The organism is Veillonellales bacterium, from assembly GCA_039680175.1.
Lineage (GTDB): Bacteria > Bacillota > Negativicutes > JAAYSF01 > JAAYSF01 > JBDKTO01.
On sequence record JBDKTO010000069.1, the window covers coordinates 14308 to 30909 of the forward strand.

The window sequence follows — 16602 nt, forward strand, 5'->3', positions numbered from 1 at the left end:
TCTGATAGGTATTTTCAATTTTATGTCAAAAATAGTAATTATTCGTTGCATTTTGGAATCCTACGGGTCTGGTAAGAAAAATGCTGGTAAATGGGGTGGCGGAGTGGAGAAACTGCAAAAGCGGCTGGTCTTGGCTGCTGTTTTAGCTGCTGTTATCTTGGCTGGCAGCACGTATGCTTTTTGGCAGAAAAACACGGCAGCGGAAACAACGGCGGCTGGCGGCGGGACGAAAGACAGTATGCCCATGGCGGAGTTAAAGGGAGAAATCGTTATTTACATCAACGGGGCGGTCAATCAGCCGGGGGTCGTCAGAGTTCCCGCCGGAACACGGGTAATTGATGCTATTAACTTGGCTGGGGGACTGGCTTCGGGAGCGGATGTCAATAAACTGAATTTGGCTCAAAACGTCAAAGACGGCATGCATATTTTTGTTCCGGGCGGTATTGTGAGTGCGACTGGTGCTGCCGGCGGCGGAGTGGTGAACGGAAACCGGGTAAATATCAATACGGCGGACAAAGCGGAGCTGGACAAGCTGCCAGGGATTGGTCCCGCCTTGGCCCAGCGTATTGTTGATTACCGTCAGGCGAACGGTTTGTTTAAAGATCCGGCTGAGATTAAGAAAGTCCAGGGGATTAGTGAAAGCAAATATAATAATCTTAAAGACAAAATCGGCATATGATTGCGGATATGAAGTTCAAAGCTGATTTTTTACTTTTACTTGCAGCCGCCATTTGGGGATTCGCCTTTGTCGCCCAGCGAGTGGGTATGGATTATGTAGGGCCGTTTACTTTTAATGGAGTGAGATTTGCTTTAGGCAGTTTGTCTTTAGTGCCGCTGATTTATGTTTATAAAAGGAATTCCCTGAATACGAGCAGCAACAGCACTAAACCGATCCATGGCTGGCGGGTGGGACTGCTGGCAGGATTCATTCTTTTTATAGCCGTAACTTTTCAGCAAATTGGGCTGATTTATACGACTGCCGGAAAAGCGGCTTTTGTAACTTGCTTGTATATTGTATTTGTACCCATTGCGGGGATTTATTTGAAGCAGCGGATTACTATCGGTACCTGGTGCGGCTGTCTATTGACCATAGCCGGATTATATTTTTTGTGTATCAAGGAAGGCTTCACTATATTATGCGGCGATTTGCTTGAGCTTATCGGAGCGTGCTTCTGGACAGTCCATATTCTGCTGATTGATCATTTTTCCCGGAAGATCGATACTTTGCAGTTGGCTTTTTTTCAGTTTGCTACTTGCTCTGTACTGAGTCTTATAACCGCGCTATGGCTGGAGACAATTACGATTGATGGAATTCTGCAGGCGATTATGCCGATTTTATACGGTGGTTTCTGTTCGGTTGGTATTGCTTATACGTTACAAATTGTCGGACAGAAATATGCTGAGCCTTCGCACGCTGCTATTATTCTCAGCATGGAAACAGTTTTTGCGGTGATTGGAGGATACTTTCTTCTCAATGAAGTCCTTGGATTACGTGAACTGCTGGGTTGTGGGCTGATGATGACCGGAATGTTGTTATCGCAGCTTCAGATGAAATGATATAGGAGGGGGAGCTGTTTTATGGAACAACAGGAATTTGCTGTAGATAATTTAAACAAAAAGGAACTTGCCGGTATGGTCATAGACATGCTGCATCGAACTATAGTGCATCACGTATTTTGGTTTAAAGAAGTGGAGCACCAATTCGGCTTTGAAAAAGCCCTGGAAATCATGGGCGATGCTTATGGAAAAAGCCGGGGAGTTCAATTGCATCGTTTGGGAAAAATGTTTGGCTTTAAGCTGGTGGATGGAATTCCCGAGCCGCTGCTGGACATGCCCCAGGAAAAGTTGACTGCATTGATCAGCAGTTTGGGATTAAACTGGCTGGCCGGTGACGGCATCTGGTTTCAGGCAGTGGAGTCCAGGCAGGGGATGTTGGCTGCCAAGCGCTGCAACGATTCCTGCTGGGCTTGGTTTTCCCCCTTCGAGGCTTGGTCGATCAAGCGGCTGTTGAATCTGCCGGAACAGCCGGGACTGGCAGGATTGAAAACAGCGCTGCAACTGCGGCTGTATGCCAGAATTAACGTACAGTCCATTATTGAGGAAAGTCCTGCCAGCATATTGTTGCAAATGAATGACTGCCGGGTGCAGTCCGCCAGAAACAGCAAAGAACTGGAGGATTATCCCTGCAAGTCGGCTGGTTTGGTGGAGTATACGACCTTTGCCCGGGCTATTGATTCCAGGATTAAGACAGAGTGTGTAGGCTGTCCGCCGGATGATCATCCTCAGGAATGGGCCTGCGCCTGGCGGTTCAGTATCGAGTGAACCGGCCGAATCTTATTGTCGTTTTGACTGTCGCTTTTGCCGGCGGTATTTGGCTTGGCAGTCTGTATTTTGGATCGCTTGGGTTCTTGTATGGCAGTGCGGCGGTGCTGATTTCTGCCGCCTTGTGGTATAGTTTTCGGCGTCCCAAGGCGGCAGTATGGCTGTTGGCTGCGGTGTTCTTTGTCTGCGGGATGATACGGTTTATTCATTCTGAGGCCTTATCGCCATTGGATATCAGCCAATATGCCGGACGCCAGGGCACTGTTGTCGGCGAAATTGCTGCTGTTCCGCAGGTGACGAAGCTGGACGAGGGGAAAATTAAGGTAAAATATGTGCTGGCAGTCCGAAAAATTCGTTTTGGCAAAGCAGCGGAAACAGCTACCACTGGTTCCGTCATTGTGAGTTCCCGGCAGGCTGAAAATTCCTATATTGGGAAATATGGCGATATGGCAGCCATGAGCGGTAAAATCGTATCATTGCACGGCTATAATAATCCAGGGCAATTTAACAGTGTAGCCGCTTTACAACGTCAGGGCATTACCGCCAGAATGACAGTAGAATCCGGCAGCAGCCGCTTTCAGAAAGCAGAAGCTCCCCATTGGCAGAATAAAGTCGCTCAATGGCGGGACAGTGTTATCGCTCAGATACAAACCGTACTGCCCGCCGGCAACGGAGCTATTTTGGTGGGTACGCTGTTTGGCGGTTACAGCGGGATCACGCCGCAGGTCATTGCCGATTTTGCGACTACCGGCATCGTTCATATTTTATCGGTGTCGGGCTCTCACATTGCGCTGGTGGCGGGAGTGATTTTGTGGCTGGGGTCCCGGTTGAAGCTAAGGCAGGGTATCGTGGCTTTTTTCGCTGGCTTTTCGATTCTTTTTTATTCGGTTTTTGCCGGTCTGACGCCGCCGGTGATCCGTTCGGCAGTTATGGGGCTTACGGCTCTGGCTGCCATGGGCTTTGCCAGGGAAAAAGATGCGCCGGCCGCTTTGGCTCTGGCCGGACTTAGTATGCTGGTTGTTCAGCCGGGGCTTATTTATGACATCAGCTTTCAGCTTTCCTTTGGTTCCACTGCCGGGCTGGTGTATCTCTATCCGAAGACAGTGGGACGGCTGCTGTTTCTGCCCCGCTGGATAGCGGAAGCATTGGCGGTGACATTATCCGCCCAGCTGGCTGTCTTGCCGTTTCTGGCATGGTATTTTAATAGTTTTTCCCTTAGCTCTTTTATTGCCAATATTATTGTTGTCCCTATTATTGAAGCAGTCGTTGTTTTGGGTCTGGCCGGAGTGTTAATCGGTTCTATTTTAAGTGTGCCGGGCAAGATTATATTGGTGCTATGCAGCCTGTTGATTGGCCTGATTGTTCAAATTGTGACTGTGCTGGCGGCCCTTCCGGGCAGTGCCGTCTATCTGCCGCCGATTGGCCTGGCCGGGGGAATGGTTTATTATTTGTTTGTAGGGTGGCTGTACGGATATCAGCCCCGGAGGTTTCCCGGTTTATCTGAACTGGTGCGGCGCTGGCCCAAAAGCAGTGCCGGCTTTATTGCAGCGGCCATTGTTTTGTTTACCGGATATATTTGCTATCCTGCTGCCGTCGCGGTGCATTTTATTGATGTCGGCCAGGGAGACGCGACTCTTATCACTACTCCTCACGGTCGGTCGGTTTTAGTGGATACCGGCGGCAGCTTAGGGGAATCCACAGATTTTGATGTTGGTGCCCGGGTAGTGGTTCCCTATTTAAAGCATTATGGGGTGCGGCAGGTTGATTATCTGGTTTTGACTCACGGGCATCAGGATCATGCCGGCGGTGCCGCCTCTGTCGTCGCTGCTATTCCGGTTCGAAATGTGATGCTGTCCCGGGAGGATTATTCTCCGGCGGTACAGTCAATGCTTCATGCCGCAAAGAATAGCACGATTATTCCCATCTACAAAGGACAGCAGATTGTCCTTGACGGAGTCCGGCTTGATATTCTCCACGCAGCAGAGGGGGCGATTGTCCGTACGGGAAACGAGGTATCAAGTGTCGTGCGGGCGAGTTATGGCAGCCACAGTTTTCTGATTACCGGCGATTTAGAGGCACAAGGGGAAATGGCAATGCTTGCCGGTAATGATTCTCTAGCCGCGACTGTGTTAAAGGTGGGGCATCATGGGTCGAAAACGGCTTCTACCATACCTTTCCTGCAGGCGATTGATCCTAAATATGCGGTTATTTCGGTAGGCAGCAATAACCGGTTTGGTCATCCTCATCCAGATGTACTGGAACGGTTTGTATCCCGGGATATTTCCGTACTTCGTACCGATCTTCAAGGCGCCATTGTTTTTTATAGTGATGGAAGCGAATTGGCGGTTCGTACCTTTGTCAGATAAAAACGAACCAAGGTTAAGAAGGAGAAAGCTATGGATTATGCAGCAGCAGTAGAAGAAATTAAAATCGGCCGGATTCGGCCGCTGTACCTTATTTACGGTGAAGAGGGGTATCTGGCCCGGCAGATTGAAAAGCAAATTATTGATGCGGTGCTGCAGCCGGATGAGCAGGAGATGAATCTAACTGTTCTGGATCGGGAGCCGCCGGCGCCGGAATTGCGAAATCTGGTGGAAACAGCTCCGTTTATGGGAGAAAAAAATGTTGTTATTATCAGAGGAACTGGGTTATTTCGCTCGCGCAAAGGCGGCGGTGAGGAAACGGCACCAGCGGATTCGGCAGACCGGCAGTGGATAGAAATTTTCAGCAATATACCGGAGTATAGCTGTTTGGTACTGTCTACGCGGGGAAAAGCGGATAAGCGCCGGACAATTTTTAAAACGGTGGAGAAAAACGGCGCTGTTGTTCCGGTGGCACCATTAAAAGTGAATGAGATACGTCCCTGGCTTAACGAACAATTGATCCAATTGGATAAGCGAATGAAACCGGATGCGATGGAATATTTCATGAGTATTATCGGCATTATGTCGCCGATTTCTTTAGAATTTTTGGCCAATGAGCTGGAAAAGATGGCGCTGTATACCCGGGAGCGGCGGGAGATTATGTTAAGGGACATCCAGGCAGTGCTGTCGTCTATTCCGGAAATTTCTATTTTTACCATGATTGATAGTTTAAGCCGGAAGCAGGTTTCCCAGGCTTTGCAATTGCTGGACGAGCAGCTGGCGGCAGGGGAGCCGCCGCTGAAAATACTGTCTTTATTGGCGCGGCAAGTCAGAATGCTGTGGCAGGCCAAAGAAATGTCCGCCAACGGCAGGGGCAGCCGGGAAATAGCCGTTCGGCTGGAAGTGCCGCCGTTTATCGGCGAAAAGATGGTCAGACAGAGCCGGCAATTTTCATTGCAATCACTGAAACAGGCCTCCCTGGCACTGGCAGATGCGGATTTTGGGCTGAAAACGAGCCGAACAGACAGTGTGGTGTTGGAAAAAATTATTATTGAATTATGTCAATAAATATGTTAATATACATGTCACGCCGAAGTTCAATGAACACGGGGGACCCATTTATGGGGTGAATCCGCATTTGCGCGGTAGGGAGTCCCTTTATCCCGAACCCGTCAGCTAACTCCGCAGGCGTAGGAAAGGGGTATAAAAAATGAAGAAGTTTATGCTAGGTGTTATTGCTATGGCTATTTTTGGGTTTAGCGCAGTATTACCGGCGGCTTACGCCGCCCAGGGACACGAAGACCATGAGGCTGCAATGAATATAGTCGCAACAGCTTATGCACCGGGGGCTCATGACAATGGCAAGTGGGAAAACAAAACTTATCTGGGAACTGCGGTTCGTCCGGGAATTATCGCCGTTGACCCCAATGTAATTCCGCTGGGTTCTAAAGTCCGGATCGAGTTTGCCGATGGTCATAGCGTGGAGGCAACAGCTGAAGATACCGGCGGTGCAATTAAGGGCAACCGGATCGATATTGCCTTGAATTCTGTGCCGGAAGCATATCAGTTCGGTATTCAAAATGTAAAAGTGTATATAGTAAACTAATAAAACTACCCAAGACTCGTCTTGGGTAGTTTTATTAGTTTACTATCAGATCGGTTGTTAATATTATTTAATATAGGAAAAAGAAGGAATTTTATCGGCGGCATAGAAGAAATATGCAGACTAAAAAGGAGGGAATCAGATGGCGAAAAAGATTCTGTTATTGACGGGCGATTGTGCCGAGGATTATGAGGTTAAAGTACCGCAACAGGCTCTGGCGATGCTGGGCTATACGGTAGAAGTGGCGGCTCCCAATAAAAAAGCCGGCGACACGCTGCAGCTGGTGTGCCACGACTTTATTGGTTTGGATACTTACGTGGAATTAACCGGTCACCGGATTCCGATTGATATTGCTTCCCAGGACGCCAAAGCTGCTGATTATGTCGGACTGGTGGTTCCCGGCGGCAGAGCTCCGGAATATATCCGGATGTATGATGATGCAGTGAACCTTGTACAGGAATTTTTTGCCCAGGGGAAGCCGGTAGCGGCCATTTGCCATGGTACGCAACTGTTAGCCCCGGCGAATGTTTTATCAGGCCGTACGGTGACTTCGTATCCGGCTTGCGCTGCGGAGTGCAGGCTCGCCGGCGCACAGTGGAAAGATGAACCGGTGGTAATCAGCGGCAACCTGGTGACAGCCCAGGCATGGCCTAACCATCCTGAATGGCTGAGAGCGTTTGTGGAACTGCTGGGCGCTAAAATTAGCATTTAAAGAGAAAAAATAAAGGCCCTGTCCGCATTTACAGCGGGACAGGGCCTTTATTTTTTCTTATTTTGCTATAGAATTGATTTTACGCGCCAAGCGGGACTTTTTACGAGCCGCGGCATTTTTATGGATAACGCCTTTGACGACTGCTTTGTCAATAGCGCTGCTAGCTTTGGTCAGGAGGGTTTTAGCCTCATCCGCATTGCCGGCCTCTACCGACTCAACGACTTTACGGGAAATCGTTTTCAAGGCAGATTTCACCGGAAAGTTACGGGAGCGCCGTTCAGCATCAGTTTTTACGCTGCGTTCAGATGATTTAATGTTTGGCAAGTGATTCACCTCCTTATGACTATGTTACCTAAAATATTCTAGCACGTGATATTAAAAAATGCAAGTCGGATTCTCAGCGTATCGGGAATGACAGCATTATTGGAAATACTGTCTGAATAGGAGACAAATATTTCGGTTAAGATAGTGATTAACGGAACTTTCCGATTCTATTACTGAGTGGAGGGCATGCCATGGAGCGGCAGCAGATGACACCGCGGACAGATTTGGCGCTTGAGGCCCGGGAAATGCTTACCCGGCGGGTTCGGGAGGAACTTCCCGGTGTTTTTATGGAAACGGCTAAAGAGGAAGAGGTTATGATTACCAGGGTCGAGATCACTACCGGTGAGGCAGAGAAAATGATGGGAAAGGTTCGGGGCAGATATATTACCCTTGAGGCTCAGGGACTGCGGTATAAAAATACGCCGCTGCAGGAAAAAGTAATGAACCTTCTGGCCAGGGAGCTGGGATCCCTGGCAGAGCTGTCACATAACGCAACAGTGCTGATTGTTGGTCTGGGTAACTGGAATATTACACCGGATGCTTTAGGCCCGCGGGTGGTAGAAAAAATAGTTGTCACCCGGCATTTGCAGGAAATGCTGTCCCCCGAATTAAAGGGCGGAGTTCGTTCGATCTGTGCTATAGCGCCGGGAGTACTGGGCATTACCGGTATGGAAACTGCTGAAATTGTGCACGGTATTGTGAGTACGATTCGACCGGATATGGTGATTGCCATTGACGCTTTGGCCGCTGCGTCAAGCCGCCGGGTCATCAGTACCGTTCAGCTGGCCAATACGGGCATTCATCCCGGATCCGGGGTTGGCAACAAGCGGTTTGGATTGACGGAGCAATCCCTTGGCATCCCTGTGATCGCTATCGGCGTTCCTACTGTGGTGCATGCATCGACAATTGCCATGGATACGTTGAATATACTGCAGGAACACGCTGCATTTTCCCGCTATTTTAAAAGCCTGGGGAATCTGACGGAGCAGGACCGTCAGACAATAGTCCGTCAGGTTTTGCCGGAGGCTCTTGGCGACCTCATGGTAACACCAAAGGAGGTTGACCGCTTGATTGCCGATATTGCGGATGTAGTAGCCGGCGGAATTAACCAGGCTATGCATCCCCATATTGATTATGAAAATATTCATATGTATTTGCATTAACGATTTCTGTCTGAATTGATTTTTGCTGCTGCCGTGTAATATACCGCAGTTGCCGGGCATATAGATTGTATGTAAACAAAATGCCAACTTACCCGGTTGTGTTAATTAGGAGGTATTCATGCTAAAAAGACGGCAGCGGCAGCAGCGGTATTATTACAGAAGCAAGATCGTCCCGATCAGTCTTCTGGCAGGGCTTCTATTTTGCCTGATAGTTTTGGGAATAGTGAAAGAGTCGGCAGAAGTGCTGCCGGCAGCAGCTTTCCCCCCCGTTTCCGGCCAGCGGGGGATATTGCAGCCCGAATGGTCGGAGGTATTGTCTTCCGGTATTCCGGGGCTGGTGGCCGGAAACAGAACGGTAGTGGTGCAGGAGGAATTCACGCCTCAGCATTTTCTGCGGGGTGCCATTATGCTGTTTACCGGTGTGGATATTAAAGATCTGCGCTCCTTTTTCCATTCCGAGATTCCTTTGCTGGCGGCGATTAAACCGGGTGCACCGACAGTAAGCGCCATGAGCCTGCCAAATTTCCCCAAATTCGATTCCATGAGTGTATTGTCCGGCGGTAAGCCGTTAGTGGGAATCTATCATACTCATACGGCGGAGTCTTTTATTCCGTCTTCCGGCGCCGCCCATAAACCAGGCGGTCAGCGAGGGGATATTGTTGCTGTGGGGGAAGCCATGGTACAGCAACTGGCCAAGGACGGGGTACCGGCGATACAAAGCAAAACGATTCATGATTATCCAAGTTTTATGAAAGCGTATGGCGCATCGGAAATAACGGTGAAAAATATGCTGGCCGAAAATCCTTCTCTGCAGATCATCCTTGATATTCATCGTGATGCCGGCAAACGGGAAGATGTTACAGCTTCAGTTAATGGGGTCAGTGCGGCGCGGATTCTTTTGGTAGTGGCTACAGGACAAAAGGATTTGGAGCAGCCTCATTGGAAAGAAAATCATGCTTTCGCTAAACTGATTGATGCAAAGTTAAATCAGCATTATCCAGGCTTATCCCGTGGAATCGAGCTGGTAGAATGGCGTTATAATCAGCAGCTTCATCCCCGGGCGCTGCTGCTGGAAGTCGGTTGTCAGGAAAATACAAAAGAAGAAGCACAACGGAGCATTGAAATGCTGGCTGATGTATTGGCTGAAATTATTAACGAAAGTAAGAATCAGTGATGGTTTGCTGCAAGGAGGGAAAAAGATGTTTATTCGTCCGGCATCGTCGGAATTGATAAATATTGCTCGGGGTCTTTTGGTATTATTGCTGATTATTATCGCCGGAGTAGTAGCGGCCGAGAGCCAGATAAACAGTTTGACCCAGCGCCAGGATTGTGTGCAGGTGTTAAATATGAAACGGGATTTCCCTGGCGGTTATACCGCTTATTTTTTTGGGCAGGTTTATCATATCCAGGCTGTTTATCCGGTGGCAAAAATTTTGAATCAGGACCATGACATGATCATAACAGCAGGAAATTATCAAATTGTAATACCTACAAAAATGGATCTGGATGCCGGACAAGCCAGACAGAGATTTACGCTGTGGGTTAAACCGATTACCGGTGAGGCGTTCCAATGCAAGTATAGCTTACAGCGGTATATTGCTGAGCTTTCGGCTAAAATGGCTGACTATATCCGCTAATTGAGGTAATGCTTGCAGGCGGCAGGCAGCAGATGATATAATTTTATAATAGTAGTAAATTACCAGGTGACTATGTTCTGTTTATCAGGGTAGGGTAAGGGAGAAGGTCTTGTATGAATACGAAACAGATTCGGAATTTTTCAATTATCGCCCATATTGATCATGGGAAATCAACACTAGCCGACCGATTGCTTGAATATACCGGTGCTCTTTCGGCCCGGGAGATGGAAGACCAAGTGTTAGACCAGATGGATCTGGAACGGGAACGGGGCATTACAATCAAAGCCCAGGCCGTTCGTTTGGAGTATACGGCGAAGAATGGCGAAACGTATTTGCTTAACTTAATTGATACACCCGGCCACGTTGATTTTACCTACGAGGTTTCCCGCAGTCTGGCGGCGTGTGAAGGTGCGCTGCTGGTGATTGATGCGGCCCAGGGTATTGAGGCCCAGACGCTGGCCAATGTGTATCTGGCGCTGGAGCATGATTTGGCAATTATTCCTGTTATTAATAAAATTGATTTACCCAGCGCTGACCCGGAAAAAGTAAAACAGGAGATTGAAGACGTGATCGGCCTGGATGCTTCGGAAGCCGTATTGGTCAGTGCTAAAACCGGCTTTGGCGTGGAAGAGGTTCTGGAAGCGATTATCAAGAAAATTCCGTCGCCTCAGGGCCGGGAGACGGAACCGTTAAGTGCGCTCATCTTTGATTCTTATTTTGATTCCTACAAAGGTGTTATCGCTTATGTGCGGGTGATGGACGGAAGGATAACGCCGGGGATGAAACTGAAAATGATGGCAACCGATAAAGTCTTTGAGGCGACGGAAGTAGGTATTTTCCGGCCATACCTGGCGAATGTGGACGAACTGGATGCGGGACAGGTAGGGTTTGTCGCCGGCAGTATTAAAAACGTAAAAGATACCCGGGTCGGCGATACCATTACCGATGCCGATCGGCCGGTCGCCAAGCCGCTGCCGGGTTATCGCAGAATAACGCCGATGGTATACTGCGGATTGTACCCGGTAGACAGCGCCGATTACGATAATCTCAAGGATGCGCTGGAAAAACTGCAGCTGAATGATGCTTCCCTGCTGTTCGATCCGGAAACGTCGGTCGCTTTGGGCTTCGGTTTTCGCTGCGGTTTTTTGGGGCTGCTGCATATGGACGTGGTTCAGGAACGGCTGGAGCGGGAATATCATCTTACGCTGATTACTACGGCGCCCAGCGTTATTTATAAAGTATACAAGACCGACGGGACAATGCTGGATATTGACAATCCGTCTCGTCTGCCGGTGGTGCAGGAAATTGATCATATTGATGAACCTTATGTAAAAGCTACAGTGATTGTGCCCAATGATTTTGTCGGGGTGGTCATGGAACTGTCCCAGGAAAAGCGGGGCGAGTTTAAAGATATGAAATATTTGGACACGACTCGTGTTATGCTGACGTATCATTTACCGCTAAGCGAAATTATTTATGATTATTTTGACCGGTTGAAATCTTCCACCCGGGGCTATGCCTCCCTGGATTACGCTTTGATCGGTTATCAAACGTCTCAGCTGGTGAAGCTGGATATTCTGCTGAACGGTGAACCGGTGGATGCATTGTCCATTATCGTTCACCGGGATAAAGCGTCTTACCGGGGGCGGTTATTGGCTGAAAAGTTGAAAGGCATTATTCCCCGGCAGATGTTTGAAATTCCCATACAGGCGGCTATCGGCAGTAAAGTAATTGCCCGGGAAACGGTGCGTGCCATGCGCAAGGATGTTTTGGCCAAATGTTACGGCGGCGATATTACCCGGAAACGAAAGCTGCTGGAGAAACAAAAAGCAGGCAAGAAGCGGATGAAGCAGGTCGGCAGCGTCGAGGTGCCGCAGGAAGCTTTTATGGCGATTTTGAAAATTGATTAATCAGCCAGCCGGGAGGCTATCATGAATCTGGGGTTATATATTCATATTCCTTTTTGCCGGCAGAAATGTTATTATTGCGATTTCCCGTCTTATGCCGGTTTGGAAAATGAATATGAGGCCTACACAGCCGCCTTATGCCGGGAAATATCCGGGCAAGGCGGCAGTTTCACCGGACAGGTAGTTGACTCAATCTACCTTGGCGGCGGGACGCCCACAGTGCTGGCGACAGCCCAAATAGTGAAGATAATGCAGACGGTGTATACTCATTTTACAGTTGCCGGCAATGCCGAAATCAGCATCGAAGCCAATCCGGGTACGGTCGACCGTTTGAAACTTCAGGCGTTGCGGGACAGCGGCATCAATCGGCTTAGTGTCGGTGTCCAGAGTTTTAATGATCGACTGCTCCACAGCATCGGCCGGATTCATACGGCCGAAGAGGCTGTCCGGGCGGTTGAATGGGCGAAGCAAGCCGGTTTTACCAATTTTAATATTGACTTAATGTACGGGCTGCCGGGACAATCCCTGGCAGATGCGGCTTTGAGCATAGAGCAGGCCGCCGTCCTGGGAAGCACCCATATCTCGGCTTATGGCCTGAAAGTGGAGGAGGGGACTCCTTTGGTTCGCTTATTAAAAGCGAATCGGCTAGAACTTCCGGATGAGGCGGAAGAAGAACAAATGTATGAATTGACGGTTCGTCATCTGCCGGATTTAGGCTACCAGCGTTATGAAATTTCCAATTTTTCCCGTCCGGGAGCCGAATGCCGTCATAATCTGAAATATTGGCGGTTTCAACCCTATATCGGCCTGGGAGCGGCGGCTCATTCTTTTTTTGCCGCTGAGCGCTACGCCAATGTGGCGGATGTCCGGCAATATATTGATAGTCAGGAACGGGGAGAATCTGCGGTCGGTTACCGGGAGAAGACCAGCCGGGCCGATGCTATGGCGGAATATATTTTTTTGGCTCTGCGGACGGTTCGGGGGCTGATTGTGGCAGACTTTAATCAATATTTTCAAACTGATTTTTTTGCCTGTTATCACTTGGTTGTTAAGCAGCTGCTTCGGCAGAAGCTGATTGTTCTAAGCGATAAGACGGTGCGTCTGACCGTGCGGGGCATGAAATACGGCAATGTTGCTTTTCGTGCATTTTTGCCGGATAAGGTTTGAATTGTGGCAAGGGAATACTTGACATTGGGAAGCAGGAGTGGTATTTTTTTATTAGATATTAGCACTCTATCGATGAGAGTGCTAACAATAGGAGGTGGAGTAATGCTTGATGCACGAAAACGTAAAATATTGCAGGCAATTATAAATGATTATATTTCCACCGCAGAACCTATTGGCTCTCGCACTATTGCCCGCAAATACGACCTGGGAGTCAGCCCGGCTACCATTCGCAACGAAATGGCGGATCTTGAATTATTAGGCTATATTGAACAATTGCATACTTCTTCCGGTCGTATTCCGTCGGCGAAGGGCTATCGGTTTTATGTTGATTCTCTGGTGTCGCCGGAACCGATAACGGAAAATGAGATTACGTTAATTAATCATTGGTATGCGGCCAAGGTTCGGCGAATTGAAGAGGTTTTTCAGGCTACGGCCAAAATCTTATCCCGGATGACTCATAATATTTCCCTGGTTTTGGCGCCCCAGTTTTCCCAATGTGTTTTTAAATATTTGCAGTTTTTACCCCTTGATGAACGGCGGGCTATTTTAATTGTTGTAACCGATACCGGCTTTGTGGAAAACAAAATTATCGATTTGCCGGAGGAAACTTCTTTTGAGGATTTACAGCGAATTGCCGCCGGGATTAACAGCCGTTTATCCGGGCTGCCGTTCGACCGGATTAAGTCTTCGATTCTGCGTGAAATCAGGGATGATATTATTGGGGATACTCATCTGTTTGACGCGGCAGTTGAAATCCTGCAGCAAGCCTTGTCGGTTGAGAAGAACAAGCGGGTGTATTTAGGCGGTACGACCCAGATGCTAAGCCAGCCGGAGTTTCGTGACGTGGATAAAGTAAAGGATTTGCTGGCAATGCTGGAACAAGAAAGATTGTTATGCGATATTCTGCATATGCAGGAGCGGGATGGAGTTGTTGTAACCATCGGTCAGGAAAATAAATATAGTGGTATTCAGGACTGCAGTATGGTTCAGGCAACGTATCGTATTGACGGACAGGTGGTGGGCACCGTGGCGGTTTTGGGACCGACGCGGATGGAGTATGGCAAGATAATGGCGATTCTTGAATTTATGCATAGCCATTTAGGGGATGTTTTACGCAAATACAAGATGTAAAGAGTTTTTTATATCCAGGATACGGGAGGCAAAACAAATGAATCTGAAGCAGGCCGGCAGCGGTTCGGAAGTGGATGAACGGTTAGCGGCACTTTTAACCAATGCCAATGCGGTTCGGGCTATTACGGCGGCTGTTGAGGGAACAATCGGCCCCAAAGGCCTTGACACGATGCTGGTGGATCGTTTTGGCGAAGTGATTATCACGAATGATGGCGTGACGATTTTAGATAAAATGGATGTGAATCATCCTGCCGCCAAGATGCTGATCAATATTGCCAAGGCCCAGCAGGCCGAGGTTGGCGACGGCACGACGACGGCTACGATTATGGCCGGCGGTTTGGTGGCGGAAGGAGTCAGCCAGGTGCTGCGGGGAGTGCCAGTGGCCAGGGTCATTGAAGGAATTAAATACGGCATTTCCCGGGCCAAAGCGGAAGTAAAGGCCCGGGGACGGCAGATTACGGATATGCATGATCCGGTTTTACGGCATATTGCGATGATTGCCGGACGGGAATACGAAGATATTGCCGATTTGGTAGTGGAAGCAGCCCGTTTAATCGGGGTGGAAAAGTTAAATGAAAATAATTTTAAGCTGTCGGATATTATAACGGCAGAGGAAGGCGCAGGGAACGAAGTCTTCATGGGCGTCATTGTGGATAAGGAACGAATGAGCCAGGAGATGCCCTTGGCGCTCACCGGAGTAAAGCTGCTATTGATTGATGATGCCCTGGAGCCGGAAGAAATGGAAGACGAGGCTCTTGGCACGGAAACCGGTTTTAAGCGCTATGTTGAGCTGCAGGATGAATTTAAGGCCAATGTACATAAAATTGTGGACTTGGGCGTAAATGTTGTGCTGACAGACCGGGGAGTGAACGATGCCGCTGAAGAGATTCTGACCGATGGGGGAGTTATGGTCATCCAGCGGGTGGCGGCAAAAGATCTCCGCCGGGCAGCCGAGCATACGGGGGCCCGGATGATTAAGCGTACCGGCCTTAAGAAGAATATCGCCGATATTGAGAAATATCTCGGCCAGGCTGAGAAAGTTTACGAAGATGAAAAACTGGAACAGGTTCGAATCCTTGGCGGCAAAGGGAAGCCAATGGCTACTATCTTAGTCGGAGCAGCTACGGAAGAAGTAGTGGGCGAGCGGGAGCGGATCACTAAGGATGCGGCTTCCAGCGTGCAGGCGGCCGTGAAGGGCGGTTATCTGCCAGGCGGCGGCTCCATAGAAATTGCCGTCGCCCGGGAAGTTGGCAAATCCCGGGAGAATCTCAAGGGAATGGCGGCTTACGGCCTTGATTGCGTCACAAGTGCGTTAAAGCGTCCTTTGTCGCAAATTGTGGAGAATGCCGGTTATAATCCCCTGGAAAAAGTAGAAGAGGTCGTGGATGCCCAGCTTGCCAGGGATGTCGATTGTCTGGGCATTGACTGTGATACAGGCGAAGTAGCCGATATGCTGGCACGGGGAATTGTGGATCCGGTTCCGGTGAAGCTTCATGCCATCAAAGCGGCGGGTGAAGTAGCAGTGGCGATTCTCCGTATCGATACGATCATTAAGAAGAAAGAAGAAGGCACGGCGGAACCGAGTAAGACTGCCGGCGGCAGTGATGCCGGATTGCCCGACTTTTAGGCTAATAGCGAGTATAGTTTAATGGGGTGATGTGCATGGTAGAAAAAAAGGAGCAACTTGATCAGGAGCAAGACGAAGCAATGCTGCCGCAAACTGCCGAACCACCGGCAGAGCAGCAAGCGGATCCAGAGCAGGAACAACAGGAAAAGGGAAACCCGGAAGTTTGTTCTAATTATGCTGAAATTGAAAAAATGCGGGCTGCCATTGAAGAAAAAAATCGGCTGCTGGCCGAGCAGGCGGAACGCTATAAGCGGTTGCAAGCCGATTATGACAATTTTCGGCGGCGTACCCGGCAGGAAAAGGAAGAACTGTCGGCCATTGTGGCTCAGGGGATTATCCGGGAACTGCTGCCGGTTGTTGATAATTTTGAACGGGCTCTCGCTAGTGCCGCGACCCAGGATGCCGCCGGATTGCTGTCCGGCGTGGAGATGATTTATCGTCAGTTTGCCGCGGCCCTGGGGAAAAACGGCTTGACCGCCATTGAGGCGGTAGGAAAAATATTTGACCCGCAGCAGCACGAGGCTGTAATGCGAGTCGAAGACGATTCTCAACCGGAAGGTACGATTCTTGAGGAATTGCAGAAAGGGTATTTTGTGCAAGGCAAAGTCGTTCGACCGAGCATGGTGAAAGTTGCCGGCAAGTAATA

At 49.2% G+C, this 16602-nt stretch carries 16 protein-coding genes and 1 riboswitch; of the genes, 15 read left to right on the forward strand and 1 reads right to left on the reverse strand.

Features of this window, described 5'->3' with window-relative positions; translation table 11 throughout:
- Positions 1–22: 22 nt before the first annotated feature.
- From ABFC84_11155 to ABFC84_11185, 7 genes are all read left to right on the forward strand, one after another.
- The gene (locus tag ABFC84_11155) at positions 23–679 is read left to right on the forward strand and encodes a ComEA family DNA-binding protein (protein ID MEN6413296.1); all 657 of its coding nucleotides are present in this window, start codon (positions 23–25) and stop codon (positions 677–679) included.
- The gene (locus tag ABFC84_11160; protein MEN6413297.1) at positions 676–1557 is read left to right on the forward strand and encodes a DMT family transporter; all 882 of its coding nucleotides are present in this window, start codon (positions 676–678) and stop codon (positions 1555–1557) included. The genes ABFC84_11155 and ABFC84_11160 overlap by 4 nt, the downstream gene beginning before the upstream one ends.
- 21 nt (positions 1558–1578) lie before the next feature.
- The gene (locus tag ABFC84_11165; GenBank protein MEN6413298.1) at positions 1579–2322 is read left to right on the forward strand and encodes a DUF6125 family protein; all 744 of its coding nucleotides are present in this window, start codon (positions 1579–1581) and stop codon (positions 2320–2322) included.
- The gene (locus ABFC84_11170; GenBank protein ID MEN6413299.1) at positions 2319–4688 is read left to right on the forward strand and encodes a DNA internalization-related competence protein ComEC/Rec2; all 2370 of its coding nucleotides are present in this window, start codon (positions 2319–2321) and stop codon (positions 4686–4688) included. Before ABFC84_11165 ends, ABFC84_11170 begins: the two co-directional genes overlap by 4 nt.
- Positions 4689–4718: 30 nt before the next feature.
- The gene (gene holA, locus ABFC84_11175) at positions 4719–5753 is read left to right on the forward strand and encodes a DNA polymerase III subunit delta (protein MEN6413300.1); all 1035 of its coding nucleotides are present in this window, start codon (positions 4719–4721) and stop codon (positions 5751–5753) included.
- 10 nt (positions 5754–5763) lie between these two features.
- A riboswitch (cyclic di-AMP (ydaO/yuaA leader) is annotated at positions 5764–5891 on the forward strand.
- A 4-nt stretch (positions 5892–5895) separates the two neighbouring features.
- The gene (locus ABFC84_11180; GenBank protein ID MEN6413301.1) at positions 5896–6291 is read left to right on the forward strand and encodes a 3D domain-containing protein; all 396 of its coding nucleotides are present in this window, start codon (positions 5896–5898) and stop codon (positions 6289–6291) included.
- Positions 6292–6430: 139 nt separating this feature from the next.
- Positions 6431–7000, forward strand: coding sequence for a DJ-1/PfpI family protein (locus ABFC84_11185; GenBank protein MEN6413302.1), 570 nt, complete (start codon positions 6431–6433; stop codon positions 6998–7000).
- Between the two features lie 57 nt (positions 7001–7057).
- On the opposite strand, the gene rpsT is transcribed toward ABFC84_11185, so the two are convergent.
- Positions 7058–7324 carry a 30S ribosomal protein S20 gene (rpsT, locus tag ABFC84_11190; GenBank protein MEN6413303.1) on the reverse strand — a complete coding sequence of 89 codons (267 nt, stop codon included), beginning with the start codon at positions 7322–7324 and terminating at the stop codon, positions 7058–7060.
- 191 nt (positions 7325–7515) lie between these two features.
- Here rpsT and gpr point away from each other — a divergent pair, with 191 nt between their 5' ends.
- The 8 genes from gpr to grpE all read left to right on the forward strand — a co-directional run bounded on the left by gpr (position 7516) and on the right by grpE (position 16600).
- Positions 7516–8487: a GPR endopeptidase gene (gpr, locus tag ABFC84_11195; GenBank protein MEN6413304.1), complete on the forward strand. Its 972-nt coding sequence runs from the start codon at positions 7516–7518 to the stop codon at positions 8485–8487.
- Between the two features lie 118 nt (positions 8488–8605).
- Entirely contained in the window at positions 8606–9661 is a 1056-nt protein-coding gene (locus tag ABFC84_11200; GenBank protein MEN6413305.1) for a stage II sporulation protein P, read from the forward strand.
- A gap of 25 nt (positions 9662–9686) precedes the next feature.
- A complete protein-coding gene (locus tag ABFC84_11205) occupies positions 9687–10124 on the forward strand; it encodes a hypothetical protein (protein ID MEN6413306.1) in 438 nt (145 codons plus the stop codon).
- A gap of 113 nt (positions 10125–10237) precedes the next feature.
- Positions 10238–12034, forward strand: coding sequence for a translation elongation factor 4 (lepA, locus tag ABFC84_11210; protein ID MEN6413307.1), 1797 nt, complete (start codon positions 10238–10240; stop codon positions 12032–12034).
- Between the two features lie 21 nt (positions 12035–12055).
- On the forward strand, positions 12056–13198 hold the full coding sequence (gene hemW, locus ABFC84_11215) for a radical SAM family heme chaperone HemW (protein ID MEN6413308.1): 1143 nt from the start codon (positions 12056–12058) through the stop codon (positions 13196–13198).
- A gap of 102 nt (positions 13199–13300) precedes the next feature.
- On the forward strand, positions 13301–14329 hold the full coding sequence (hrcA, locus tag ABFC84_11220; protein ID MEN6413309.1) for a heat-inducible transcriptional repressor HrcA: 1029 nt from the start codon (positions 13301–13303) through the stop codon (positions 14327–14329).
- Between the two features lie 37 nt (positions 14330–14366).
- Positions 14367–15956 (forward strand): TCP-1/cpn60 chaperonin family protein, encoded by a 1590-nt coding sequence (locus ABFC84_11225; protein ID MEN6413310.1) that lies wholly within the window; start codon positions 14367–14369, stop codon positions 15954–15956.
- A 35-nt stretch (positions 15957–15991) separates the two neighbouring features.
- Positions 15992–16600 (forward strand): nucleotide exchange factor GrpE, encoded by a 609-nt coding sequence (gene grpE / locus ABFC84_11230; GenBank protein ID MEN6413311.1) that lies wholly within the window; start codon positions 15992–15994, stop codon positions 16598–16600.
- The last annotated feature ends 2 nt before the right edge of the window (positions 16601–16602 follow it).